The organism is Bacillota bacterium, from assembly GCA_024653485.1.
In the GTDB taxonomy this organism is placed as follows: domain Bacteria; phylum Bacillota; class SHA-98; order UBA4971; family UBA4971; genus UBA6256.
The window spans coordinates 278,613-303,913 of the sequence record JANLFY010000001.1; the positions used below are offsets into that span (position 1 = coordinate 278,613).

The window sequence follows — 25,301 nt, forward strand, 5'->3', positions numbered from 1 at the left end:
GTGACGGGTGACGCGCCGAGCGTGGATCCAAGGTTGTCAGTGGAGTGACGAGGCCCTTGCTGAGCTTCTAGAGCTTCAGCAAGGGCCTCGTGGTCTCCATGGCGGCTCTGCCGGTTCTCTGCGTTCGCTGCAGGGTGCCATTGACTCCCGCCTTCCGGCTTCAGACTCCGGTCGGGAGCCGCCGACGGACCATCAGGTTATGAACGGGAGGACGAACCTGATGACGAAGAGCAAGGCAAGCACCCACATGGTTACGCTGATCTCCTTCGCCCTCGCCGCCAGCAGCTTGATGACGACGTACCCAAGGACCCCGAACACGAGGCCTTCAGCGATGCTGTACGCGAAGGGCATCATGGCGATGGCGAGGAACGCGGGAATGGCCTCGGTGAAGTCGGTGAAATCGATCTTCATGACCGGCTCCATCATGAATATGCCCACGATGATGAGGGCTGGGGCCGTCGCCGCTGCGGGGATCAGCTTCACGAGCGGCGCGAAGAACAGGGACAACAAGAAGAGCACGGCTACTGTGACCGCAGTCAGGCCGGTGCGGCCGCCCTCGGCGACGCCGGAGGCGCTTTCTATGTAGGTGGTCACGGTGCTGGTTCCGAAGACCGCTCCGGCGACGGTGCCGACAGCGTCAGCAAGGAGTGCCTGGTCGGCCTTTGGCAGCTCTCCTTTCTTGTTCAAGAAGCCAGCTTTCGTCGAAACGCCGATCAGGGTTCCGGCAGTATCGAACATGTCCACGAACGTAAAGGTGAAGATAACGGTGATGAGCCCGACGTCGAGTAGCCCTCTGAAATCCATCTTGAGGAAGGTCGGAGCCAGGCTGGGCGGGGCGCTCACGATTCCCGCCAAACCACTTGGCGCCGGATTCAGCTTGAATATCATCCCTACGACGGTGGTAATGAGGATGCCTAGGAGAAGCGATCCTTTGACACGCCGCGAGACCAGCAGCCCCATCACGACCAGCCCGAACAGGGACAACAGGACGTTGGGAGACGCCACGTTCCCCAGGCCCACGAGCGTGGCGTCGTTCCTCACGATGATGCCGGCTTCCTGCAGTCCTATGAACGCTATGAACAGGCCTATTCCGACGCTAACCGCCAGCTTCAGTGTCATGGGGACGCCGTTGATGATCGCTCTCCGGACCGGGAGGATGGTGAGTATGAGGAAGATCACACCGTCGACGAACACGGCGGCCAGCGCCGTCTGCCAACTAACGCCCATTCCGAGGACCACAGTGAACGCGAAGAAAGCGTTCAGTCCCATGCCTGGTGCCATGGCGAACGGGTAGTTCGCATGGAACGCCATGATGAGCGTGCCGAGAGCCGCGCCCAGGATGGTCGCAACCATCACGGCCCCGACGTCCATGCCGGTGTTGCCCAAGATTGAGGGGTTGACGATGATGATGTACGCCATGGTCATGAATGTCGTGATTCCCGCCAGTATCTCGGTCCTCACGTTGGTCCCGTTCTCTCGCAGATGGAAAACGCTTTCTAGGAACCCGTTACCATCACTCTTCAGCTTCGCCTGCGCCATACCCGAACCTCCTTAGGTGCATCACATGGTATTCATCTTCTTCCCCGTGTACCAAGACACGGGATCTTCTCTCGATTCTTTGCGAGGCACTCGGCGATCATCTCACCAGAGGGGAACTCCATCGCGCGGCTTGACGACGCGGGGCTGCACTGCCCGCCATTCGCCCACCCGACCATGCCTCACCGCATCAGGTAACCGTTGGAGCCTTCCGTTCGACCGCTCGCTCCGAGGCTATCCCTCCCTCCTCATGAAACTTTGACCGAAGCCTCGTCCACCTGATCCCTGTCCCCGAGTAGTTCGCCATATCTACAGAAAGCCCTCCTCCTGGAGTGGCCTGCATTCACGCGTCCGCGCCTTCCTCCCCGGCACGGATCACGCCTCACATGCTCATCGCCTGAGACCCACGGACATGGCGAGGGCCGAAACGACGTGATCCAGATCGTCCTTCGCAAGCGACTGGTGGACGGGAAGCGAGAGCACGCTCCGGCACGCCCGCTCTGTCACCGGGCAAACCTCGGCTTGCCCGCCAAAGCGCTCCCGCAACGCGGGCTGAGCGTATATCGGCTCTGGGTAGTGCACGCCCGTCTCTACGCCGACGGACCTCATCGCCGCTGCGACCTCGTCACGCGTGCGTCCCGTCGTCTCCTCATCTATGCTAGTGGTGTACTGGTGGAAGACGCAGGTGACGTGCGGCATGACATGGGGAGGGGTGATTCCGGGAACCGACGACAGTGCGGCGGTGAGGTACTCCGCGTTTTCGCGACGTAACCGCGAGAACTCGTCAATGAGGCCCACCTGCGCGCTTCCGATGGCGGCGGCGACTTCGGTCATGCGGTAGTTGAACCCGACCATGGAGTGATGGTACTTCCTTTCCTGGCCGATGTTCCGCAGGCGTCGAATTCTCGCCGCCACGTCGTCGCTTGACGTAGTGACGAACCCTCCTTCCATGGTGTGGAGGTTTTTCGTGGCATAAGTGCTGAAGCACGTCACGTCGCCGATAGTTCCTATCTTCCTTCCCCGGTAGTCGGCTCCAATGGCTTGAGCGGCGTCTTCCACGACAAACAAGCCGTGGCGAGCCGCGATACCGCGGATGGCGTCCATCTCCGCCGGCTGCCCATACAGGTGCACAGGCTCGATGCCGACCGTTCGTGCAGTTATTCGCGCCTCGATCGAGGCCGGATCTATGTTGAACGTCTTGGGATCTATGTCCGCGAACACCGGTGTGGCGCCGCAGTGCATTATGGCGTAGGCGGAGGAAGCGAAGCTGAACGGAGTCGTGATGACTTCGTCGCCCGGCCCCACGCCCAGGGCGAGAAACGCCAGGTGCAGCGCGGCTGTGCCGCTGGATACGGCGATCACGTGTTTCGCGCCGAGATACTCGGCAAGGCGCGTCTCGAACTCCTCAACCAACCTCCCCTGGATCAGCATTCCCGACCGCAACACCGCCACCACGGCTTCTTCGACCTCGGGGCCGTGATAAGGCCTCGCCATGGAAACCCGTCGGAACTCGAGACCCGCTGTACATCTCGATTCGAGCTCCATCTCATCTCTCCTCGTATCATGGCTCATGCCAGCGTGACCGGCGGTCTTGTGGACCGCCATCGTATGTCACTCTCTATTCTGCGCGGTGCGCTGATTTCCTTCCTAGGGAGCCGTTGCCTGGGAAGCCGCTCGGCAACCGTCCTGCGCCGCCCGGAAGGCCGCGCTCATCGGTGAAGGGATGTGGCGACATCGTGTAGAATACCTCTTTGGCGCGGGAGCCGCCGGGCGGAGCTTGTGTCGGCCTGCCGGGAAAGCGAAGAGACTGTTAGCCGGTCGGATGGCGGCCGTGGGAGGGATGGGTCTTGCGGAACATACCTGAGCTCAGAGACGCGCTCGACCTCGCCGTGGCGAAAGGGGCGAGCTATGCGGATGTGCGAGCTGTCAGAAGGCGGCACGAATCCATCTCGGTCAAGAACGGGGCGGTCGAGGGTGTGTCCATGAGCGAGAGCCAAGGGTTCGGCGTGCGGGTTCTCGTGGACGGCGCCTGGGGCTTTGCGTCCAGCTGCAAGCTGGACTTGGACGAAGCGCTGAGAGTCGCGGGCGACGCGGTCAGGATAGCCCGGGCGAGTGCGAGGGTGAAAGGGCACGACGTGACGCTTGCGCCCGTGAAGCCCGTCGTCGATTCCCACGCCACGCCATGCCGGATCGATCCGTTCGAAGTACCTGTGGACGAGAAAATCCAGACCCTGTTGGACGCTGACAGGCTCATCCGCGAGGACCAGAGGGTCAGGGTGTCCACCGCTTCGATGACCTTCTTCGAGGAGGAGAAGACCTTCCTGTCGACGGAGGGTGCGATGATAGATCAGAAGAGGATCGAGAGCGGCGCCGGGATCTCCGCTCTTGCGGTGGGCCAAGGCGAGGTGCAGACGAGATCATACCCGGGGGCGTTCGGAGGGGATTTCGCCTGCGCCGGGTACGAGTTCGTGGAAGCACTCGATCTGCCCGGACACGCGGAGCGAGTGGGACGGGAGGCAGGGGACCTCCTCGGGGCCGTGCAGTGCCCTTCCATGACCACCACAGTCATCCTGGGGACCAATCAGATGGCACTGCAGATCCATGAGTCGTGCGGGCACCCATCGGAGTTGGATAGAGTGTTCGGGACTGAGGCGAGCTACGCAGGGACGAGTTTCCTTACTCCCGAGAAGCGTAGGAAGTTCAGGTACGGGTCCGAGGTCGTGAACATCACCGCGGATGCGACGATCCCGGGGGGCTTGGGCAGCTTCGGTTACGACGACGAGGGCGTGCCCGCCCAGAGAACGTCTCTCGTGGATGGCGGGATATTCGCGAACTATCTTACGTCCAGGGAGACGGCGGCGAGATTCGGCGAGACGAGCGGGGGCACCATGCGCGCCGACGGACCTCATAGGATGCCTATCATAAGGATGACCAACATCAATCTGGAGCCTGGCGATTGGACGCTGGAGGAGATGATTCGAGACACGAAGGAGGGCATCTTCCTCGATACAAACAAGAGCTGGAGCATAGACGACAAACGCCTGAATTTCCAGTTCGGAACGGAGGTAGGGTACCTGATCAAGGACGGCGCCATCGCGGACATGGTGAAGAACCCGACGTACACCGGATTGACTCCAGAGTTCTGGGGGAGTTGTGACGCTGTGGCCGGCAGGGAGGAGTGGCACCTTTGGGGCCTCCCGAATTGCGGCAAGGGCGAGCCACAGCAGCTGGCGCACGTCGGCCATGGCTCGGCGCCCGCGAGATTCCGTAACGTGCGGGTAGGTGTTGGAAGATGGTAGGCATGAAAGGCATCTTGAGGAGCAGGGAGCACGCCCGTGTGGCCGACATCGTGATGAACACGTCCAAGGCGGATCAGGTGGAAGCGGCGGTCGAGACGGCTGACACCTACCTCACTCGATTCGCGAATTCAGAGATCCACCAAAACACGGGCGAACACACCACCGAGGTCGTGGTGAGGTCGGTCTTTGGTCAGAGGGTGGGCGTGGCCTCGACTACCAGCTTAGACCGTGAAGCGATCGAGGCCACGGTGAGGCGGGCGGAGCAGATAGCGCTGCTCCAGCCCGAGAACCCTGGATTCCCGGGTCTGCCGGACCCCGCCCAGTACGGGGCTGTTGAGGCGTATTCCGAAGAGACGGCGATGTGCACACCAGAGCAAAGGGCAGCGGGGGTCGGTGAGATTTGCAGGCTAGCGGTGAAAGAGGGCCTCGTTGCCTCAGGCTCGTTCTCCACGACCGCGCGGGAGGTAATGGTCGTGAATTCCCGAGGCCTCCTGGCGGAGGTAAGGTTCACGCGAGCCAACCTCCTCACAGTCGTGATGTCCTCGACGGGCTCGGGATACGCCGAGCGGTTCTCCGTGGACGTCGCGGACATTGACTCGCGCCAGGTAGCGGAGGAGGCGGTGAAAGGGTGTCTTGCCGACTCCGAGCCGGGGAGCGTCGAACCAGGAGAGTACGAGGCCATCTTCGAGGACTACGCCGTGGCCGACATGATCCAGATGCTGGCGTACATGGGGTTCGGGGCACGCGCGTTCCAGGAGGGCCGCAGTTTCATGTCGGGCAATATCGGGAGGAAGATAACGGGCGCGAACATCACCATATGGGACGACGGGCTCGATCCCGGCGGGGCGCCGTTGCCTTTCGACGCCGAGGGCGTGCCCAAGAAGAAGGTCATGCTAATAGAGGATGGAGTCGCGCGCGGCGTCGTGTACGATTCGTTCACGGCTGCACGCGAGGGGAAACGCTCCACAGGTCATGCGGTGTCGCCGTTGCCATCGGTGGGGCCGTTTGCCGTCAACCTGTTCATGGCGGGAGGCGACTCCTGCCTTGATGAGATGATAGCCGAGACGAGACGCGGCATCTACGTGAAACGGCTTCATTACACGAACCCGGTCCATCCGGTGAAGTCCCTCTTGACGGGCATGACGCGGGACGGCACGTTCCTCGTGGAAAACGGCGAGATCGTGCGACCCGTGAAGAACCTTCGGTTCACAGAGAGCATACTCGGTGCGCTGTCGTCGGCCGAGCTCATCTCCAAGGAGACGAAGCTCCTGCCGCTTTACTCGCTGGGAGGCGTGAGGGCCCCGGCGGTGAAGGTGGGCAAGTTCACGTTCACCGGTGTAACGGGGTATTAGACCATGGCACCTTGTCCGCTGTCTCGGAGCGCCGGGCTGGTTGTGAGCTGTCTTGGGACCATGCCAGCCTTCGGCCTCGAGGAGAGCTTCAGGCAGCCTGAGAGTCGGTCAGCAGGTGATGGCACGGTGCTCGGCCGCGGCGCGACGTTCTCTGCGGGAGCATTGATGTCGAGCGCAGCGTTTGGTACAATCGTGTCAGAGTATGCGGGGCCCTTGTGGAGGTATCGTCATGACCGTCGGGCGTAGCTCAGACTGCTTTGATGACGCTCCGGGACCTCCCCGGATAGTCAGCGTCCGGATCAAGAACTATCGTGTCTTCAAGGACGTGCAGTTCAAAGACTTGACGCCCTTGACCGTGCTCCTCGGCCCGAATGGTAGCGGCAAGTCCACAGTGTTTGACGTGTTCGGGTTCCTTTCTGAATGTCTTGGTGAAGGTCTCCGTAAGGCGTGGGATAGGCGCGGTCGCTTTAAGGAGCTTCGAAGCAGAGACGCATCTGGTCCCATAGAGCTGGAGCTGAAGTACCGTGAGGCGCCAAGAAGCCAGCTCATCACGTATCACCTTTCGATCGATGAGTCTCGAAGAGGACCGTTCGTCGCTCAGGAGTGGCTGCAATGGACGCGAGGGAGCCGGGGCAGGCCCTTCCGTTTCCTCGATTGTGCCAGAGGCGAGGGTCAGGTCATTACAGGGGAACAGCCGGAAACGAGTGACACCCGAGTTCCGTTCAAGCTTGCCTCGGAGGACTTGCTAGCGGTCAACGCGATAGGGCAGCTTGCGGAGAACCCTCGGGTCATGGCGTTGAGAAGTTTCATACAGGGGTGGTACCTATCCTATCTCAACGCCAATGAGATACGCGGCATTCCGGAGGCGGGTCCCAATGAGCGGCTGAGTCGGACGGGGGACAATTTGCCTAACGTCATTCAATATCTGAGTGAACAACACCCGGAACGGCTGTCGCAGATACTCAGCATCCTCGCCGAGCGGGTTCCCCGCCTGGAAAGAGTGACGGCGGAATCCATGCCAGACGGTCGGCTCCTGCTCCGTATCAAGGACGCTCCGTTCGCGGAGCCATTTCTCGCGCGGTACGCGTCCGACGGGACGCTCAAGATGCTGGCTTATCTGATCCTCCTGTATGACCCGGATCCTGTGCCGCTTCTCGGTATAGAGGAGCCTGAGAACTTCCTTCATCCTCGCTTGCTCCGAACTCTTGCAGAGGAATGTAGAAACGTCTCAGGGAGGTCTCAGGTCTTGATCTCCACTCACTCACCTTTCTTCGTGGATGCGTTGAAGCCGGAAGAACTCTGGGTTCTTGAGAGAGACGACAGCGGTTATGCACGGGCATACCGCGTGTCGGAGATGCAGGGCATCAAGGAGTTCGTCCAGCACGGTGCGATGCTCGGAGCTTTGTGGATGGAGGGCCACTTCAGGGTCGGCGACCCACTCAAGCGGCAGAACCGAGACCACAGCGCGCACGCGGGGGCAGGCGAGCGCAAGCATGCATATTGAGTTCCTCGTGGAGGAGTATTCCGTCGAGAGAGTGCTGCGATGCCTGCTCCCCAGGATGCTCCCGGAGCAGGTCACCTTCGAGATCCACCCCCATCAAGGCAAGCCTGATTTGCTCTCGAAGCTGCCCGGGAAGCTCGCTGGCTATGCGAGATGGATGCCCCCGGACTGGTGTATCTGCATCCTTGTCGATCAAGATGAGGACGACTGCCTGGATTTGAAGGGCACGATTACGAGAATTGCCTCGCGAGCCGGGGTCCGGGCGCTGGTTCGCATCGCCGTCAAGGAGCTCGAATCGTGGTTCTTTGGCGACGCACAAGCGATTCACCAGGCATACCCCAGAGTGTCGTGCACCTTGGATCGAAGAGCGAAATACAGGAATCCTGATGCGATTCGCGGGGGGCATGGGAAGCGCTTGAACGCGAGCTCCAACGGGCGCGCTACTACCCTGGCGGGATGCCCAAGGCTCAGGTGGCTTACGACATAGCACGATTCATGGACCCAGCGCGGAACTGCTCCAAGAGTTTTCAGGTATTCCATGCGGGCTTGCGGACGATTGTCGGGTCCTGAGGACCGCTGCCCCCACAATCTCGATCTCCTGGGCAGCCTCTCGTGAAGAATGACGCCCTCCTTTGCGGCTTGTCTTGCCTTCCAGCCTGCGCTACAATGCTTGCAGGAGGGCAATCCATGGAAGCACCTTGCGATATTCTGGCGGATCTCAACCCCGTTCAGCGGCAAGCGGCCTGCCACACCGAAGGGCCGCTGCTCATATTGGCGGGCGCGGGGTCAGGCAAGACCCGCGTGCTCACGCACCGCATCGCTTACCTCATCGGTGAGCGGGCGGTCTTCCCCGACAACATCCTCGCAGTGACGTTCACCAACAAGGCCGCCAACGAGATGCGCGACCGGGTCGCGCGCCTCGTAGGGCCGTGGAGCCGCAGCATCTGGGTGAGCACTTTCCATGCATTTTGTGCAAGAGTGCTCAGACGCGACATCGATAAGCTGGGCATTTCGACGGGGTTCACCATCTTCGACGAGGCCGATCAGAAGTCGGCCATGAAGCGAGCGTTGAAGGAGCTCGGCATCGACGAGACCAGATTTCAGCCGGAGAGCGTGCTCGCTGCGGTGAGCAGCGCCAAGAACGAGCTTATTGACCCAGAGGAATACGAGAAACGGGCGCACGGGTTCTGGGAGGAGACGGTGGCGCGCGCCTACCGTGTGTACCAGCGTGTCTTGCGGGAGAGTTCAGGTCTCGACTTCGACGATCTGCTTGTCGAGACGGTTAGATTGTTCAAGGAGCATCCAACCGTTCTCCAGTGGTACCAGAGGCAGCTCAAGTACATCCTCGTTGACGAGTACCAAGATACGAACCATGCCCAGTACGAACTGGTGAACTTGCTATCTGCCGAACACCGCAACATATGCGTGTGCGGCGATCCCGACCAGTCGATTTACGGATGGCGAGGGGCCGACATCCGTAACATACTCGAGTTCGAGAAGGATTACCCAGACGCAACCGTCATCAAGCTCGAGCAGAACTACCGGTCGACTCAGGTGATACTGGACATAGCAAACAAGGTGATCTCGAGGAACCGGTCCCGCAAAGAGAAGAACCTCTGGACCGCCAACGGCCGCGGACATGAGGCCGTCTACTACGAGGCCTGGGACGAGCGAGACGAAGCCTCTTTCGTGGCTTCCGAGATAGAACAAGCTCTGCGGAGGGGGCGGCGCTCGAAGGATTTCGCGATCCTGTATCGCACCAACGCGCAGTCCAGGGTGTTTGAGGAGACACTTTTGGGGATGGGCCTGCCTTACAAGGTGGTAGGAGGGCTCAGGTTCTACGAAAGGAAGGAGATCAAGGACATCCTCGCCTACCTCAAGCTAGTCCTGAACCCCGACGACCTCGTGAGCTTGTCAAGGGTGGTGAACGTGCCCAGAAGGGGAGTGGGTGAAGCAACCCTCGCGAAGTACGTAACATATGCCAGAGAGGCGGGAGTGCCGCTCGCCTTCGCGCTGGACGACGCGCAAGGGGCGGTCTCGGGTGTCACGTCGAAGGCGCGGACAGCCCTTTCGGAACTCGCGTCCCTCATCCGGGGCCTGGCTGAGGTCGCGGATACCCTACCGGTCTTTGAGATCGCTAAGAGGATCATCGACGGGTCTGGGTATATCGAGGCTCTCCGGCAAGAGCGCACGGTCGAAGCCGACACGAGAGCTGAGAACATCAAGGAGCTCCTCTCGGTGACGCGCGAGTTCGACTCGAGGGACAGCGAGCACAGGGGGCTTGCAGGGTTCATTGAAGAGATCACGCTCGCGACAGACGTCGATCTGCTGAGCGAGGAGCAAGAGGGCGTCACTCTAATGACGCTCCACTCGGCAAAGGGTTTGGAGTTCCCCGTGGTGTTCCTCGTAGGCATGGAGGAAGGGTTGTTTCCTCACGCCCGAACCCTTGACGACGAGGACGAACTGGAGGAAGAGCGTCGACTCTGCTACGTGGGGATAACGCGGGCAAAGGAGGGTCTGTACTTCACCAGGGCAAGACAACGCCTGCTTTACGGGGAGATCGTGGTGAACGACCCATCCCGCTTCCTCGAAGACGTTCCCGAACACCTGTGCCGCGAGGTGCTAACGAGGCCGGGCGTGGGCTGGGGACTGGTGAGGAGGACTATCACTCTATCTACCTGGAACGAGAAGAGCGACGGTTGCGATCCGCGGCGCTCGAGGGACCTTGGCCACCAGTCAAACGAGGGCGTTGACGCAGCTGCGATGGGACGACCCTCGCCGGGCGAACCTGTGCCCGCGCACTCATATAACCCTGGAGACAGGGTGAAGCACCGGGAGTGGGGGGTTGGCACCGTCTTGACTGCGGAAGGCGAAGGCAGGTCCGCCATAATCACCGTAGAATTCGAGTCACTCGGGGTCAAGAGGCTGGCGGTGGCCTACGCGCCCATTGAGCCTGAGCGATGAGGCGTGCTTTCGTGGGTCTTTTCGGTATGGGCTTCTCTGCAGACCGGCGGAACCTCGGCGTCGGGACCTTGGCGAGGGCCGGCGGGCGACCTCTTTGGAGAGCTGACTGACGACGAGAAGGTGGCGGGTGGGCGGAGCCCGGCTTTGGAACCCATGCGACGAAGTGCAGGAAGAGAATGAAAGAGGGAAGGGCGGAAGGCGGAAAGGGGAAGGAACAAGGAGGCGGACTGGCGTGAACGAGGCGGGTGGGTTGCTGGACATAGAGGGCAGGCTTCGCAAGCTGCGCGATGAAATAGAGTTCCACAACTACCGGTATTACGTCCTGGACGATCCGGTCATCTCAGACGCTGAATACGACCGCCTCATGCGTGAGCTGGCCGAGCTCGAAGCGGCGTATCCTGATTTGGTCACGCCCGACTCGCCCACTCAGCGAGTGGGCGCAGCGCCGGCCGCGGCTTTCTCGCCGGTCGTTCACAGAGCTCCCATGATGAGCTTGGGCAACGTATACTCTTTCGAGGAAATCCGGGCGTTCGATGCCAGGGTAAGGAAGGCTCTCGGGGGAGAGCGTGTCGAGTACGTGGCGGAGCTCAAGATCGACGGCCTTGCGGTGTCCCTCACCTACGAGGATGGCAGGTTCGTTCGCGGAGCCACGCGCGGTGACGGCACCACCGGCGAGGACGTTACGCACAACCTCAAGACGATCAGGTCGATCCCGATGCGGCTTCGCCTCGATCGTCCGCTCAGCATTGACGTGCGCGGGGAGGTATACATGGTCCGCCGCGAGTTTCACAAGCTGAACGAGGAGCGGCGGGCTGCCGGTGAGCAGCTCTTCGCAAACCCACGCAACGCCGCCGCGGGATCGTTGCGTCAGCTCGACCCCAAGGTGACGTCCGCCCGGCCGCTGGACATTTTCGTGTACGGCATCGGGCACTTGAGCGGCGCGGGGGAGGACGCGCCTCGCACGCATCTCGATGCCTTGAGCCTCCTCAGGGAAGCGGGGTTCCGCACGAACCCCAACACCAAGCTGTGTCTCAGCGTCGATGAAGTCGTGGAGTATTGCGCATTTTGGGGCGAGCAGCGGGATGCTCTCGACTACGAGATCGATGGAGTCGTAATCAAGGTGAACTCCCTGGCTCAGCAGGCCAGCTTGGGGGCGACCGCACGAAGCCCGCGCTGGGCGGTGGCGTACAAGTTCCCCGCCCGCCAGGCCACCACGGTCGTGCGCGACATAATCGTGCAAGTCGGCCGGACGGGAGCCTTGACGCCCGTCGCCTTGTTGGAGCCCGTGGAGCTTGCGGGGTCAACCGTGAGCCGCGCCACTCTGCACAACGAGGACATCATTGCGGCCAAGGACATCCGTATTGGTGACGTGGTCGTCGTGGAAAAGGGCGGCGACGTGATCCCCGAGGTCGTCAAGGTGGTTACCCAGCGCCGGACCGGAGGGGAGCGAGCGTTCCGCATGCCCACCAAGTGTCCTGAATGCGGCGCGGACGTGATAAGACTGGACGGCGAAGCCGCGTCGCGGTGTGTCGGCGGAATGGGCTGCCCGGCTCAGGTACGTGAGAGCATCCTGCATTTCGCCTCGAGAGACGCCATGGACATTGAGGGGATGGGGCCTTCACTGGTCGCTCAGCTCCTAGAGTCCGGCCTCGTCAAGACGGTGGCTGATATCTACCATCTCAGACTGGAAGACGTCGCGCGCCTCGAGAGAATGGGGAGGAAATCCGCGGAGAACCTGATGGGAGCCATAGAGAGGTCCAAGAGCCGCCCGCTGCACCGCCTCGTGTTCGCCCTGGGGATCCGTCACGTGGGAGAGCGGTCTGCGCGTGACCTCGCCGAGCGCTTCGGAACGATGAACAGACTTGCTGCCGCCACGTACGAGGAATTGACGGGAGTGCCTGACATAGGGCCGAAGGTCGCAGAAAGCGTGCTGTCCTTCTTCAGGGAAGCCCGGAACAGAGAAACTCTGCGAAGACTCGCCGAAGCAGGCGTAAACATGAAGGAAGAAACGGAGAGGTCTGTGTCGCAGCGCGCAAGCGCGTTCACGGGGAAAACGGTGGTTCTCACGGGCACGCTCGAGCGCTTCACGCGCAAGGAGGCGGAGGAAGCGATATTGGCTCGAGGCGGCCGCGTGTCGAGCAGTGTGAGCAGAAAGACGGATTACGTTGTGGTCGGCAAGGACCCTGGCTCCAAGTACGACAAGGCCCGCGAGCTCGGCGTGACCGTCCTGGACGAGCGCGGGTTCGAAGCGCTTCTCGGAGAGGGATGACCGTGGGCTCCCTGGGCAGACTTGGAATGACGACCGGTCCCGCAGCGGGATGTCGGAGGGGGATGATGCTTGAAGATCACTATGGCTACTGTGGACCACGTGGCGATGCTGGCGAGGCTCGATTTCGACCCGAGCGAGAAGGCCGACATGGCGAGGCAGCTGTCACGGATAGTCGAGTACGTCGAGAAGTTGAATGAGCTTGACACGGAGGACGTAAGCCCGACGGCCCATGCGGTTCCTCTTCGCAACGTGCTGAGAGACGATGAGGTCAGCCCGCCTCTCGACCGGGAGGATGCGCTATTGAACGCGCCTGACCGCGAAGGCGGCTTCTTCAGGGTGCCGAGGGTGCTGGAAGCAGATTGAGCGGACCCGGACGAGGCTTCGGACGGAACGACGGTCTTGCGTGTTGGAAAGGCGGATGGTCTTCGTTGAGGGCATGTGAACTCACTGCGCATGAGCTTAGAGACGTGGTCCGGCGGCGCGAGGCGAGCGTAGAGGAAGTGGTCAGATCCTCTCTTGACAGGATAGCCGAGGTCGATGAGTCCGTCTGCGCTTACGTGACGGTCGCGAGGGAGCGCGCGCTGGCGAAAGCGCGACTTGCGGACGAGAGGCTCGCACGGGGGGAGCCGGCAAGACCCCTCGAGGGAATCCCGATTGCCCTCAAGGACAACATGTGCACGAAGGGGATCGAAACCACGTGTTCCTCGAAGATCCTCAGAGGCTTCGTGCCGCCGTACGATGCGACGGTGGTAGGTCTCCTCGAGAGCGCCGGAGCCGTGATAATTGGAAAGACCAACATGGATGAGTTCGCCATGGGATCGTCCACTGAGAACTCTGGGTTCTTTCCGACCAGGAACCCCTGGGATCTAGGACGAGTGCCCGGCGGGTCGAGCGGCGGCAGTGCGGCCGCGGTCGCGGCGGATGAGGCCGTCGCTGCGCTGGGGTCGGATACAGGGGGTTCCGTGCGCCAGCCCGCGTCGTTTTGCGGCGTGGTTGGCCTCAAGCCCACTTACGGTTTGGTTTCGAGGTACGGTCTCATCGCGTTCGCCTCGTCACTCGACCAGATAGGGCCTTTGACGAAAGACGTGCGCGACTGCGCTCTCGTGCTGAGTGTCATAGCGGGCCACGATCCGAGGGACTCGACATCCGTTCCCCGTGAGCCTTGCGACTATCTGAAGGCTCTTGTGCCGGATGTCCGCGGGTTGAGGATAGGTGTCCCTAGGGAATACTTTGGGGACGGTATGTCGCCGGCGGTTAGGGCGGCCGTCGGAGCGGCGCTCAAGACCTTCCAGGACATGGGGGCGATCTTGGCGGACGTGTCTCTCCCGCACTCAGAGTACGCCCTCGCCACGTACTACATAGTGGCTCCTGCCGAGGCCAGCTCGAACCTTGCACGCTACGACGGCGTGAGATACGGCTACCGGTCCCGAGAGTCCTCCGATTGCGTGTCCATGATGGTCAGGACGAGGAGCGAGGGATTCGGAGCTGAGGTGAAGCGCAGGATCATGCTGGGCACCTACACGCTGAGCGCGGGGTACTATGAGGCATACTACCTCAAGGCGCTAAAGGTGAGGACCCTGATCACCCGCGACTTCGATCGCGCTTTCGAGGAGTGCGACTGCCTGGTTTCGCCCACCTCGCCGACGGTGGCGTTCAGGTTCGGGGAAAGGACCGAGGACCCGCTCGCCATGTATCTATCGGACGTGTACACCGTCACCGCGAACCTAGTGGGCATACCTGCGGTGTCGATCCCGTGTGGGTTCGGCGAGGACGGGATGCCTGTCGGTCTTCAGATCCTCGGGAAGCACTATGGAGAGGGCACTGTGCTGCGTGTGGCGTACGCCTTCGAGCAGGCCGCGGGGTTTCACAAGCCAAAGCCCACCTTTCGGGAGTCCCGAGGAGGGTGCGCATGTGCGGATGAAGCGGGCGCACGGGGCGGGTCTCATGGAGAGGCTGGCTCCGGAGGTTCCAGGGAAGGCCGTCCCCGGAGATCGTCCGGACGTGAGGAGGATGCCCAAGGTGCCTGAGAAGACTGGAGCTGACGCTCCCCAATTCGAGCCTGTGATCGGCCTTGAGGTCCACGTGGAGCTCTCCACCAAGTCCAAGCTGTTCTGCGGGTGCTCGACGGCGTTCAACGCTCCCCCAAACAGCCAAACATGCCCTGTATGCCTGGGGCTGCCGGGCGTGTTGCCCGTCCTCAACCGAACAGCCGTGGAGTTCGGCATTAGGACGGCGCTCGCGTTGAATTGCCAAGTGGCGGGCTTCTCGAAGTTCGACAGGAAGAACTACTTCTATCCGGACTTGCCGAAGAACTACCAGATATCCCAGTACGACCTGCCCCTTGCCACCTGTGGGCACGTAGAAGTCTGCGCGGACGGCCTGAGACGCAGAGTGCGAATCAAGCGCGTCCATGTCGAGGAGGACGCGGGCAAGTCCGTGCATGAGAGCGGAACGATAACCGGGTCCAGGTTCTCGCTGGAGGACTACAACCGTACGGGAGTGCCGCTCCTCGAGATCGTGAGCGAGCCGGACATCACTTCACCCTCCGAGGCGTACGCGTACCTCTCCACGCTGAAGAGCATCCTCCGCTACTTGGACGTATCCGACTGCAAGATGGAGGAAGGCTCTCTCCGGTGCGACGCCAACATCTCGGTGAGGCCGAAAGGGTCTTGCGTCCTTGGGACCCCCGTAGAGCTCAAGAACCTCAACTCCTTCAGAGCGGTTGAGAAGGCCCTGGCGTACGAGTACAGGCGACAGGCGGAAGCCCTAGCGCGCGGAGAGCGCATCGAGCGCGAGACCAGGCACTGGGACGAGTCCCGTCAGGTGACGGTGGTTATGAGGCGAAAGGAGGAGGCGGACGACTATAGGTACTTCCCGGACCCGGACCTCGTTCCTCTCCAGATCGACGAGGAGTGGGTGGAGGCGGTGAGAGGCACCCTTCCCGAGCTTCCTGGCGATCGGCGCGAGAGGTTCGCGAGGGAATACGGGATACCGGAGTACGACGCGGCCATCCTCACGGAGTCGAAGGACCTCGCGGACTATTTCGAGGCCGCCGTCGAGGCGTACGGCAAAGACGCGAAAACCGTGAGCAATTGGGTGATGGGGGAGCTCGCCAGGCTCATGAACGCGACCGATACCGAAATACGGCGGGTGCGTGTGGCGCCTTGCGCGCTTGCGGCCATGTTGAGGATGATGGATGACGGAACGATCAGCGGCAAGATAGCGAAGACTGTCTTCGAGGAGATGTTCTGCACAGGCAAGGAGCCGGAGCGGATCGTCACGGAGAGAGGGCTTGTGCAAATTGCCGACGAAGACGAGCTCGCGAGGATAGTCGACGAGGTAGTGGCCGAGAACCGGGACGCTGCCGACGGAGTGAGGGCAGGCAATGACCGGGCGATCGGCTTTCTGGTCGGCCAGGTGATGAAGAAGACGCACGGCCGGGCCAATCCCCAGGCCGTGAACAGGCTGCTCCGAGAGAGGCTCCTTCCGGGCTGAGCCGAGACCACAAGGCTTCGCAACAACGAGACGGGCGGCGTGGAGCGACAGAGTGAACAGGAACCAGGAGGACGCGACGTGCGGGAAGAATCTCGTGACCATCCCACTCTCAGGCGGTTTTGGGCCAACCCGGTCCATCGGCAGTGGGTCGCCGATGGATCTCTCATTGTGACGACGCTCATCTGGGGCGCCACTTTCGTGGTGGTGAAGGACATTGTCGCCAGGGTCGACGCGGACGCTCTGGTGGCTGTGAGGTTTCTCATGGCGACCGCGCTCATGGCGGCGGCGGTCGCACCCAGGCTCAAGCGTATCACACTGAGGCTCGTGAGAGCCGGCGTCCTCGTGGGCCTCGCGCTGTTCGTAGGATACGCTTTTCAAACGCTCGGCCTCGAGCATACGAGCGCTTCGAAGGCAGGGTTCATCACCGGGCTCTCCGTGGTGCTCGTGCCGGTCCTGTCCACGGTCATCCTGAGGAGGCCGCCCGAGCGCTCAGCGGTCGTAGGTGTGGCATGTGCCACGGTTGGCCTCGCGCTTCTCACTCTCCGGCCGGGCGGCGGCCCTCTCTTTGAGATCGGGGATCTCCTCGTTCTCGTGGGAGCCGTGGCGTTCGGCCTTCACATCGTGGCGGTGGGAAAGTTCGCCCCGATGTTCGACGTGCCGCTTCTGGTCATGGTGCAACTCGCGACGGTGGCAGCCTCCGCCTTCGCTGTCGTAGGCCTGCGGTCGCTCGCGCTCGGCCAGCACGTGGAGATGCCGGTGTCTGCGCGAGACCTGGGAGGCACCGTGTTTCTTGCGTTGTTCGGAACGACGGCGGCGTTCTTCGTCCAGAACGTCGCCCAGCGCTTCACCAGTCCGACACACGTGGCCATCGTGTTCGCGACGGAGCCCGTGTTCGCGGGGCTGTTCGGGTGGCTGCTCCTGGGGGAGCGGCTAGCGCCGGCCCAGCAGACAGGCGCCGCTCTCATCCTAGCGGGCATGCTCGTGTCCGAAGTGGAGTTCCCACGCAAGCACCCAAGCGCCGCGCAAGCCACGCAGGACTCAGACCTAAGGGTGGAGCGGGAGGATCAGAACTGCGCCTCCGACCGGTAGATAGGGAGTCGGAGCTCGTTGCCAGACGTGCATGAGACGTCAACGATCCGGATCTTGAGGACACACTGAGTCTCCTCAGTGCCGCTTGTACTCCACGAGCTCGCTCACGGTCCCCGCTTGCTTGTTTTCGTACCTGACCAGCTCGTGCGGGGCTGACGTTGAGATCCACGCGAACTGGGACGTGCCCTTGAGCTCGACGACCCACGCCTCGTACGTGCCTGCGGGCACCGTCACGTTCTCCTTTCTGACCACCTGCACAGTGACGGCGGCCTTCGATGCTGTCCGGGTTACGACATCGTTGAGAGTGGCCTTGAAGCCCGCTGCGAGCGGCAGAGCGCGCAGCACCATGATGAACTCCTCGTTATCGTAGTAAGGTCGCGCGGGCAGCTTCACCTTCACTTCCTGCGGACCACTGGGCGCCTCGGCGCTTATGACCACGTCCTTGTCCGCGTACACGGCTGTGTAAGTGACCCTCCCCTGAGCCGTGTCCAGCTCGAACCGCGTCCTGGTCGGAACTAGCGACCTTGGATCGGCCGAGACCGAGCAGCGCTCGCGATACCCCTCGGTTTTCTGCTCCGACACGAGCACGACCTGGGAGTCCTCGGCTTCCACGCGAAGCTCCCATTGGACCACGAGATTCCCCCCTCTGCGAACCTCCAGCCGGCTGACCTCTCCGATCTCCCATGGGGGAACGAGCTCGAGACCCTGCCCCGCTTTGCATCCGACGGAGACGGCAGCCAGAAGCGCAACAGCCACTGTCAGTCCAAGACCCACAGCCATCGCCGGCTTCGTCCGTCGCTCAGACCTTCCGTTCATCGTGTCCAGCCCCCCTCACCAAACATACCAGGTACGCCAAGAGCGCCAGCGAGATCATCCCTACCACGGTTTCGACAAACGCCAATCCGACCATGCCCGCCGCGAACAGCACGGGCAGAAAATCGAGAGCGATGTGCGCGAGCACCGCTCCGAGCAGGCTGACAAGCCCGCGTGCTGCGCCTCGCGTCCACCAGAACATGACTATGCCGGGCAGGCTCAAGTGGAACACCACCGCGCTGGCCCGTTCCACCGCGGCCAGCCACGGGAACGATCCGGACGGCGCGACCGCCAGAGCATACGACAGGATGACCGCGGCCTCCATTCCACCGTACCCGGCGCCCGCGATAGCGCCCAACATGGGAGCGGCTGCACGCTTTCCGCTCCTGACCGCCCACACCCCGAGACCGGCGGCAAGGAGTTTGGCCGGCTCCTGGACGATTCCAGTGAGGAGGATGGCGGGGGTGTATAGGACCACGGTGTTGGCGGTGGCCAGGTTGGCCATGGCCCAGCGTGTCGCGAGAGACTGCAACGGCACTTGAACCTCAGCTATGGACGGCGCGAACAACGCCGCACCGAGCGCGAACCCGAGAGCGCCTCCGGCGACCTGCTGTTTGGAGAGTTTGTGCTTCCTCATACTAAGGAAGAACGCCAGGGCTATCGCGGCAAGACCCGCTCCGACAGCGGAGCCGGGAACAGTCAGCGTTCTGAGAACGGTAAGGGCGCTGTCCCAAATGGATCCGCTCGGCATATGATCACCCCCGGAGGAAGCCTGCAAGTCATCTTCTCCAGACTTTCAGACATCCCTCCTTGGCGCGGCGTTTTTCGTACGGCCGCGGACACCCGGGCAGTGCCACCCTGCGCACCGTTCGGTCGTCCGGGCCTTTTCGTCATCGCTCGCCCGTCCTTTTCGTAGACTATTCATGAAAAAGCTGGACGGTGAGGTCAAACAATGGTAAGCTGACCTTCGGAGCCGGGCCGATCCCGCGACGGCTGCAGCGGTCTGGCGAAGTTGCTTGGAACCAGCCGTGAAGGGGTGAAGCGCTCGCGAAAGGGCGGGCGGCGAGGCGTGTCGTGAGACAAGCGAGAAGCACGAGAGTCGCGCGGGAATCTGGAGAACACTATTGAGTGGATGAGGGGTGTGGAAGATGGACGTAAGGACCCAGCGCAACACGTCGGGGCCGAGGGCGGCGAGCCGCTTTGGGGCAATCGCGGCCGCCGTTGTCTTGGCCGTGGCGCAAGCCCTCTTGAGTATGGCCGGACCAGCGCTTGCGCAGGAAAGGCGAGACGGAACACAGGTCGTGTTCGGCGGCCCCATTCACGTGGCCGCAGACGAGGTCGTCGAGGGGGACGTTGTGTCCCTCGGCAATAGGGTCACGGTGGACGGACGCGTGACCGGAGACGCCGTTTCCGTCGGGTCTGTGGTCGAGGTCAACGGGGTAGTGGAAGGAGATGCGGTGTCGATAGGCTCGTCCGTGATCCTCGGGGAGAATGCGAGAGTGGGCGGGGACGTGAGCAGCGTCGGAGGGTCGGTGCGGAGATCGCCCGGCGCAGTCGTCGGTGGTAGCACCACGAGCGGAGCGGCTCCGTTCAGATTCAACTTCCGGGGCATGAATTGGCCGAGGTTGTTGAGGCCTTGGCGAATGTCAGGCGCGTACCTTGCGTTCGGGTGGCTCGCGCGTCTTGTCGGCGCGCTGGTGCTAGCGCTAGTGGTGGTCGCTCTGTGGCCCGACCATACGGCGGCCGTCGGAGCTGCCGTCGAGACGAGGCTGGGGCGCGCTGTGCTCGTGGGGCTCGTGGCTTGGCTGCTGTTCGTGCCCGGCATGATACTCCTTGCCATCACTATCGTGGGGATACCGCTGATACCGATTTGGGTATTGTTCTATGTGGCCGCTGCGACATTGGGCCACGCAGCCGTGGCAGTGGTCGTCGGAGACAGGGTCGGACGGCTTGCGAGGGCGAACATGACGATACTGGTCAGAGTGATCATAGGGGTGCTCGTCCTCGCGGCGCTGGGCCTGGTGCCCGGTATCAACGCCGTCGTGTTCGTGCTGGTGGCCGTCATCGGTCTGGGTGCAGTGCTCGACACGAGATTCGGAACCAACAGACCGTGGTTCGGGCCTCGGCAGGCGCAACAGCATGGGAGCTCGCCTTCACCGCAGAGCGGGGGCCCGATGCCGCCTGTCGGGGGAGCGCCGGCACCGACCCAGCCGGCTCAGCCCGCCGAATACGTCGCTCCGCCGCATCCCGCGGAGGAACGAACCGAGCCTTCGGATCCCAGGCAAGGAAGCTGAAGAGGTGGGCTGGAGGCGGAGGACCGCGCCAAGGGTCGCGCGCCGCCGGCACCGACGAGAGGCAGGCTGCGCTTACGGTACGTTCGGCAGCGGAAGACACGCCCGGTCAAGGCGCTACCGGAGGGGCGAAAGTGAGGGTCGCGCCTTGACCGGGCTCGCTTTCCACCCATATGTGGCCCCCGTGTGCCTCCACGATGCCTTTGATGATGGCAAGACCGACCCTCTTCTCTTGCAACATCGGCGAAGGACTTGCCTGTCCGCCTTGCAGCTGCGAGCTCTTTTGCGCTCATGACGAGCCTGTCTGCGACTCGCGCCGCAAGCAGAACGGCGAGCGCGGGCCTCACGGCGGCAGGGGAGCGCTGGCCTGTTGGGCGAGGACCCCGCCAGCGACACTCGCAAGCGCTGGCGTGACGACGAGTGTACCTCCAACGATCATGATGCGTATGCTTGACTGGGACACATTCTGTCACCTCCTTTCGAGAAGATCGCAGCTTCGTGGTGCGCGGAAGCTGTGGGACGCGTCTTGAGCCGCGTGTCAAGATCCTCTCAAGGCTGCACGCTGGGTCCGGTCTCAAGGCTGCACGCTAGGTTCGATGCAGGCTAGCAGGGCATGCGACGCGCTTCCTGTCGGCATAGAAGGACAACTGGCACTTGCGTCAAAGGACAATACGGCATGCGCAGTCCGCACGGACTATCGGTCGTGTGTCCCGGTCAACGTGTCTTGTTCGTCTGCGCTGAAGAGGGTCTTTCGAGGAGGCGCTCTCCCACCGGAGGGCGTCCCAGGTGGGCTGGCCCTGATGTCGTGCGGGAAAGGATGTGGTGGTTTACGGTGGCACAAGGAACATATCAGAAGCGTGAAGGGCCTGGGTCACGGTCGCCCGCAGTAGAAGTACCGGACCACGTGTTCCGAGAGTACGACGTCCGTGGCGTGGTAGGGCGCGACCTTTCAGATGCCTTCGTCTATTCCCTAGGACGGGCGATCGGCACGCTGTACAGACGAGAGGGCGTCACGGTGGCCGCGCTTGGGTGCGACGCCCGCTTGAGCTCCCCAGCATTCAAGGAAGCAATGGCAGCGGGGCTCACCGACTGCGGTGTGCACGTCATTGACATCGGGCTCGTGCCCACGCCGGTTCTATACTTCTCCCTCTTCCACCTCGATGTCGCCGGGGGGGTCATGATCACGGGGAGCCACAACCCGCCTGACGAGAACGGGTTCAAAGTATGTCTCGGAAAGACGACCATATACGGCGAGGCCATCCAGGAAGTCAAGGCGATCATGGTTCGCCACGACTTCGCCGCGGGCACAGGGACCCGTCGGTCTCTGTCGGTCAACGAAGGGTACGTGAGAACCATCGCGAACAGCCTCGGGTGTGGCGGCGGCGCGAGAAGACGGGTGAAAGCGGTGGTGGATGCGGGAAACGGCACGGGAAACACGGTCGCGCTGGATCTATACAGGTCCTTGGGCCACGATGTCACGGGGATCTACTCAGAGCCCGACGGGAGGTTTCCGAACCATCATCCCGATCCCACCGTTCCCGATAATCTCAAGGCGCTCGTCGAGGAGGTCAAGAGGACAGGTGCGGAGCTCGGGATAGCTTTCGACGGCGATGCCGACCGGATAGGCGTGGTCGCGGCGGACGGGACCATTCTGTGGGGGGACCAGCTTCTGATCTTGTTTGCGAGGGACATCCTCTCGACGCGCCCGGGGGAGAAAATCATAGGCGAAGTGAAGTGCTCGGAGGCGCTGTTCGATGAGGTAAGGAAGGCTGGAGGCGTGCCGATCATGTGGAAGGTGGGACACTCGCTGATAAAGGCGAAGCTCAAAGAGGAGGGAGCGCTCCTCGCGGGGGAGATGAGCGGCCACCTATTCTTCGCTGACACGTACTACGGCTTCGACGACGCCGTGTACGCGGGGGCGCGGCTCCTGGACCTCCTGTCACGATCGTCACGAACCCTTGCAGATCTGGTGGGAACCTTACCGAAGAGGTACAATACGCCGGAGGTCCGAATGGACTGCCCCGAGAACGTCAAGCGGGTGGTCGTGGACTGCGTGGCGAAGGCGTTCGAGAGGATGTACGAGGTCGACCGCATCGATGGGGCGAGGATCCGATTTCCGCAGGGATGGGGTCTAGTGCGTGCTTCCAACACCCAGCCCGCCGTGGTACTGAGGTTCGAAGCTGAAAGTCCTGAGGCGCTCGAGGAGATCAAGACCGCGGTGTCCCGGGAAGTGCGAGCAGCCCTTGAACTCGGGCTTGTGCAGGGCAATTAGGCCGATGGGCGGCGTGACGGGAGAGCTGACGCAGCACGAGGCGAAGCTCGGCAGGAGCGCGGCGGTGGCGGGACCGGGACGCGGCGCGGCCGAGCCATCTCAGCGCACTATCTTGAAGATCCAGAAGACGGTGTCCTTGTCCCATCCGAGGTCCCAGGGCACGCGGTAGCGGTCCGCGGTGTGAGTGTTCACCAGTAGGTAGCCGGATGGGTCCTTCGCCGTAACCACGGCGAAGTGTTGTATCTCTCCTTCTTCCTCATACCCGATGACGTCACCCGGCTCGAGCTCGCCCAAGGCGCCCTTGGGGAAGCGCGGACTCGGCTCCTGGACCTCACGGAATGAGCCCCGGGCCAGGAGTCGCGCCGTGCCGCTCTCCGTGAGGTGGGCGGCGAGGGCGTCCGTCTGCACCCACGCCTCGCTCCCACGTCCGGAAGCGTAGTCGTAATGCCAAGTCGAGTCATGCGGGATGCCACCCGCTTCGCTGTCACCGAGGACCTGAGACACGAAGTTGGTGCAGTCTCCCCCGGTCTCTGTGTGATCACGGTACCGAGGATTGTACCCGAACTCCATCCGCGGCGAGATCATGACCCCACAGTACCTGTCCGCGTAGGCTACGGCCTTTTCGCGGTCGTACAGGCCGCGTTTTGTCCCAGGAGAGGCAGCGGACTGTGCGGACGACCCGATGTGCCCGCCGCCGATCGATGTTGGAATGGAGTGAACGAAGTCGACGGGATCAGCAGGCTCGACGGATGTCGCCGGCGCAACCTCGGGCGAGAGCGTGTCCTCCCCGAGGGGATCCGTGTACTCGTCCGAGCGGACGAGCCACTTCTCGCCTCGACGAACCAGGGTGATCTCATGGCGAGTGCGAATGCTGAAGACGTGGTCCGCTGCGCTAGGTCGTGAAGAAGGCCTGTATCGGACGGCAAGACTTTGCCACACAGCGGCGCTCGCCGTTTGCCGACCGAGCGCGATGGATTTCACCTGGAGATGAGCCCGCGCAGCAGTGATCAAGACGCCCCGCTTCGCAGCCCAAGCCTGCACGTACCGCAGCTTTCGGGCCTCGTGCTCAAGATACCTGCGCGCGTCCGTTGGACCGGCAACGTCATAGTACGGCTCGATCACCGCGAGGTCGCCCCGCACCAGCGCGGCCGCGCGCGCGTCGAATAGTTCTCTTAGGGCAGATACGACCGCTCGCGCCGCGGGTCGGCGCTGCGGGTCGATCAGCCACGACCACGGGCCCCGGGACGAGAGCCTTGCCCCTAGCGCGGCCGCCAAGGCGAGCGCTGAGGCGATCAGGACCCACGTGCGCACGCTTCGGCGCATCGGAGGCCGGCGGGGATTCGCAGGACCTCTCATTTGCCACTTCCCGTCCTCTCGCGATGCTGTTCGAACAAAGCATAGTGTCACCCGTAGCGCGGAGAACGATGACATGGCGAACGGGAATGGTGCACCCGCTCGTGCCGCTCTTCGTGACGAAGCGGCTTTGGACGCTGCCAGCCCCCGCCGTCGCCGCCCATCGCATTTCGCCGGACTTTCGGTGTTGACAACGCTGCGCTCGCTCTGTAGACTGAGGATAGTGTTTCACATACGAACAACGTAGTTGTAAGTAGAAATACTATGCGGGCAAGGAGGTGGAATGCGGTGGATGCCCTCGCGGCTCTGGCATCCCTGGGGTTCACCGAATACGAGGCGAAGACGTATGTAGCGCTATTGAGGGCCAGTCCCGCTACCGGGTACCAAATCAGCAAAGAAGCGGGAATCCCCCGCTCAATGGTGTACGAGGCTTTGGGCAGACTCGTGAACAAAGGAGCCGTGCTCACGCTGCAGCACGGTGACGTCACGAGATATGCGCCCATTCCTGTGAACGCACTGCTGGACAACATGCGTCACAGGTACGAGGAGGCCATAGACGCTGCTCATGAAAGCCTGGCACGATACGAGACACTCATCCCGCTCGATCAGGCCTGGAACATAGAGGGACGGGATGCAATCCTGGGCAAGGCGCGGGACATGATAGGTGGTGCGAAAGGCGAGCTACTGCTCGCGGTGGGTGACAGAAACCTCGTGGACCTCATGCCCTCGCTCCGTGAGGCACACGAAAGGGGTGTGCGAGTGAGGGTGCTGCTCTCCGGCGACGCGGAATGCGACTTCGGCACGATCGTGCACCACCCCCAAGCAGAGAGCGCCTTCCAGCAGTTGGGCAAGAGCATAGTCGTGGTGGCCGATGGCTCACAGGCATTGGTCGGCGGCACGGACGCCGATGACACGGCTGTGTGGACCGGCAATCCGCACCTCGTGTTCATAGCCAGGCAGTACATCTGGCAGGAGATGTTCACCCAGCGCGCGTCGGAGAGGCTAGGAAAGGACTTTTGGGCGGCGCTGAGTCCCGAAGAACGCGAGGCGATCTTCGGAGAATGAGG

18 protein-coding genes and 1 pseudogene are annotated in these 25,301 nt (G+C 62.4%); 13 read left to right on the plus strand and 6 right to left on the minus strand.

Annotation, left to right across the window (positions count from 1 at the left end):
* Positions 1-192: 192 nt before the first annotated feature.
* Positions 193-1,539 carry an NCS2 family permease gene (locus tag NUW12_01160; GenBank protein ID MCR4401381.1) on the minus strand — a complete coding sequence of 449 codons (1,347 nt, stop codon included), beginning with the start codon at positions 1,537-1,539 and terminating at the stop codon, positions 193-195.
* Positions 1,540-1,926: 387 nt separating this feature from the next.
* Entirely contained in the window at positions 1,927-3,081 is a 1,155-nt protein-coding gene (locus NUW12_01165; GenBank protein MCR4401382.1) for a DegT/DnrJ/EryC1/StrS family aminotransferase, read from the minus strand.
* A 302-nt stretch (positions 3,082-3,383) separates the two neighbouring features.
* Between NUW12_01165 and NUW12_01170 the strand changes: the two genes are divergently transcribed.
* The 10 genes and pseudogenes from NUW12_01170 (at position 3,384) to NUW12_01215 (ending at position 17,505) form a co-directional block, all read left to right on the plus strand.
* Positions 3,384-4,835 (plus strand): TldD/PmbA family protein, encoded by a 1,452-nt coding sequence (locus NUW12_01170; protein MCR4401383.1) that lies wholly within the window; start codon positions 3,384-3,386, stop codon positions 4,833-4,835.
* A 2-nt stretch (positions 4,836-4,837) separates the two neighbouring features.
* Entirely contained in the window at positions 4,838-6,187 is a 1,350-nt protein-coding gene (locus NUW12_01175) for a TldD/PmbA family protein (protein ID MCR4401384.1), read from the plus strand.
* A gap of 229 nt (positions 6,188-6,416) precedes the next feature.
* Positions 6,417-7,691 (plus strand): AAA family ATPase, encoded by a 1,275-nt coding sequence (locus tag NUW12_01180; protein MCR4401385.1) that lies wholly within the window; start codon positions 6,417-6,419, stop codon positions 7,689-7,691.
* Positions 7,681-8,258: pseudogene (locus NUW12_01185) on the plus strand (DUF4276 family protein). Before NUW12_01180 ends, NUW12_01185 begins: the two are co-directional and overlap by 11 nt.
* 117 nt (positions 8,259-8,375) lie before the next feature.
* Positions 8,376-10,652 carry a DNA helicase PcrA gene (gene pcrA, locus NUW12_01190; protein ID MCR4401386.1) on the plus strand — a complete coding sequence of 759 codons (2,277 nt, stop codon included), beginning with the start codon at positions 8,376-8,378 and terminating at the stop codon, positions 10,650-10,652.
* Positions 10,653-10,884: 232 nt separating this feature from the next.
* Complete coding sequence (ligA, locus tag NUW12_01195; protein MCR4401387.1) at positions 10,885-12,921, plus strand: NAD-dependent DNA ligase LigA; 2,037 nt, start codon at positions 10,885-10,887, stop codon at positions 12,919-12,921.
* Between the two features lie 69 nt (positions 12,922-12,990).
* Positions 12,991-13,284 (plus strand): Asp-tRNA(Asn)/Glu-tRNA(Gln) amidotransferase subunit GatC, encoded by a 294-nt coding sequence (gene gatC, locus NUW12_01200; protein MCR4401388.1) that lies wholly within the window; start codon positions 12,991-12,993, stop codon positions 13,282-13,284.
* 65 nt (positions 13,285-13,349) lie between these two features.
* Entirely contained in the window at positions 13,350-14,948 is a 1,599-nt protein-coding gene (gatA, locus tag NUW12_01205; GenBank protein ID MCR4401389.1) for an Asp-tRNA(Asn)/Glu-tRNA(Gln) amidotransferase subunit GatA, read from the plus strand.
* Positions 14,941-16,416 carry an Asp-tRNA(Asn)/Glu-tRNA(Gln) amidotransferase subunit GatB gene (gene gatB, locus NUW12_01210; protein ID MCR4401390.1) on the plus strand — a complete coding sequence of 492 codons (1,476 nt, stop codon included), beginning with the start codon at positions 14,941-14,943 and terminating at the stop codon, positions 16,414-16,416. Before gatA ends, gatB begins: the two co-directional genes overlap by 8 nt.
* A gap of 78 nt (positions 16,417-16,494) precedes the next feature.
* Positions 16,495-17,505 carry a DMT family transporter gene (locus NUW12_01215; protein MCR4401391.1) on the plus strand — a complete coding sequence of 337 codons (1,011 nt, stop codon included), beginning with the start codon at positions 16,495-16,497 and terminating at the stop codon, positions 17,503-17,505.
* Between the two features lie 75 nt (positions 17,506-17,580).
* On the opposite strand, the gene NUW12_01220 is transcribed toward NUW12_01215, so the two are convergent.
* Together NUW12_01220 and NUW12_01225 are read right to left on the minus strand one after the other, a co-directional pair.
* On the minus strand, positions 17,581-18,321 hold the full coding sequence (locus NUW12_01220; protein MCR4401392.1) for a DUF3108 domain-containing protein: 741 nt from the start codon (positions 18,319-18,321) through the stop codon (positions 17,581-17,583).
* A complete protein-coding gene (locus NUW12_01225; protein MCR4401393.1) occupies positions 18,305-19,069 on the minus strand; it encodes a hypothetical protein in 765 nt (254 codons plus the stop codon). Before NUW12_01225 ends, NUW12_01220 begins: the two co-directional genes overlap by 17 nt.
* 397 nt (positions 19,070-19,466) lie before the next feature.
* On the opposite strand from NUW12_01225, the gene NUW12_01230 reads away from it, so the two are divergent.
* Positions 19,467-20,612, plus strand: coding sequence for a hypothetical protein (locus NUW12_01230; protein ID MCR4401394.1), 1,146 nt, complete (start codon positions 19,467-19,469; stop codon positions 20,610-20,612).
* Positions 20,613-20,718: 106 nt separating this feature from the next.
* Here NUW12_01230 and NUW12_01235 read toward each other — a convergent pair whose 3' ends face one another.
* Complete coding sequence (locus tag NUW12_01235) at positions 20,719-20,850, minus strand: cell wall metabolism sensor histidine kinase WalK (GenBank protein MCR4401395.1); 132 nt, start codon at positions 20,848-20,850, stop codon at positions 20,719-20,721.
* Between the two features lie 591 nt (positions 20,851-21,441).
* Here NUW12_01235 and NUW12_01240 point away from each other — a divergent pair.
* A complete protein-coding gene (locus NUW12_01240) occupies positions 21,442-22,881 on the plus strand; it encodes a phosphomannomutase/phosphoglucomutase (protein MCR4401396.1) in 1,440 nt (479 codons plus the stop codon).
* Positions 22,882-22,980: 99 nt separating this feature from the next.
* On the opposite strand, the gene NUW12_01245 is transcribed toward NUW12_01240, so the two are convergent.
* A complete protein-coding gene (locus NUW12_01245; GenBank protein ID MCR4401397.1) occupies positions 22,981-24,237 on the minus strand; it encodes an amidase domain-containing protein in 1,257 nt (418 codons plus the stop codon).
* Positions 24,238-24,522: 285 nt separating this feature from the next.
* On the opposite strand from NUW12_01245, the gene NUW12_01250 reads away from it, so the two are divergent.
* Positions 24,523-25,299 (plus strand): TrmB family transcriptional regulator, encoded by a 777-nt coding sequence (locus NUW12_01250; GenBank protein ID MCR4401398.1) that lies wholly within the window; start codon positions 24,523-24,525, stop codon positions 25,297-25,299.
* The last annotated feature ends 2 nt before the right edge of the window (positions 25,300-25,301 follow it).

Coding starts and splice junctions, on each gene's coding strand:
- pcrA (MCR4401386.1), top strand. CDS start 8,376: ATGGAAGCACCTTGCGATATTCTGGCGGATCTCAACCCCGTTCAGCGG.
- NUW12_01160 (MCR4401381.1), bottom strand. CDS start 1,539: ATGGCGCAGGCGAAGCTGAAGAGTGATGGTAACGGGTTCCTAGAAAGC.
- NUW12_01180 (MCR4401385.1), top strand. CDS start 6,417: ATGACCGTCGGGCGTAGCTCAGACTGCTTTGATGACGCTCCGGGACCT.
- NUW12_01245 (MCR4401397.1), bottom strand. CDS start 24,237: ATGAGAGGTCCTGCGAATCCCCGCCGGCCTCCGATGCGCCGAAGCGTG.
- NUW12_01175 (MCR4401384.1), top strand. CDS start 4,838: ATGAAAGGCATCTTGAGGAGCAGGGAGCACGCCCGTGTGGCCGACATC.
- NUW12_01225 (MCR4401393.1), bottom strand. CDS start 19,069: ATGCCGAGCGGATCCATTTGGGACAGCGCCCTTACCGTTCTCAGAACG.
- NUW12_01230 (MCR4401394.1), top strand. CDS start 19,467: ATGGACGTAAGGACCCAGCGCAACACGTCGGGGCCGAGGGCGGCGAGC.
- NUW12_01235 (MCR4401395.1), bottom strand. CDS start 20,850: ATGTTGCAAGAGAAGAGGGTCGGTCTTGCCATCATCAAAGGCATCGTG.
- NUW12_01220 (MCR4401392.1), bottom strand. CDS start 18,321: ATGAACGGAAGGTCTGAGCGACGGACGAAGCCGGCGATGGCTGTGGGT.
- NUW12_01165 (MCR4401382.1), bottom strand. CDS start 3,081: ATGGAGCTCGAATCGAGATGTACAGCGGGTCTCGAGTTCCGACGGGTT.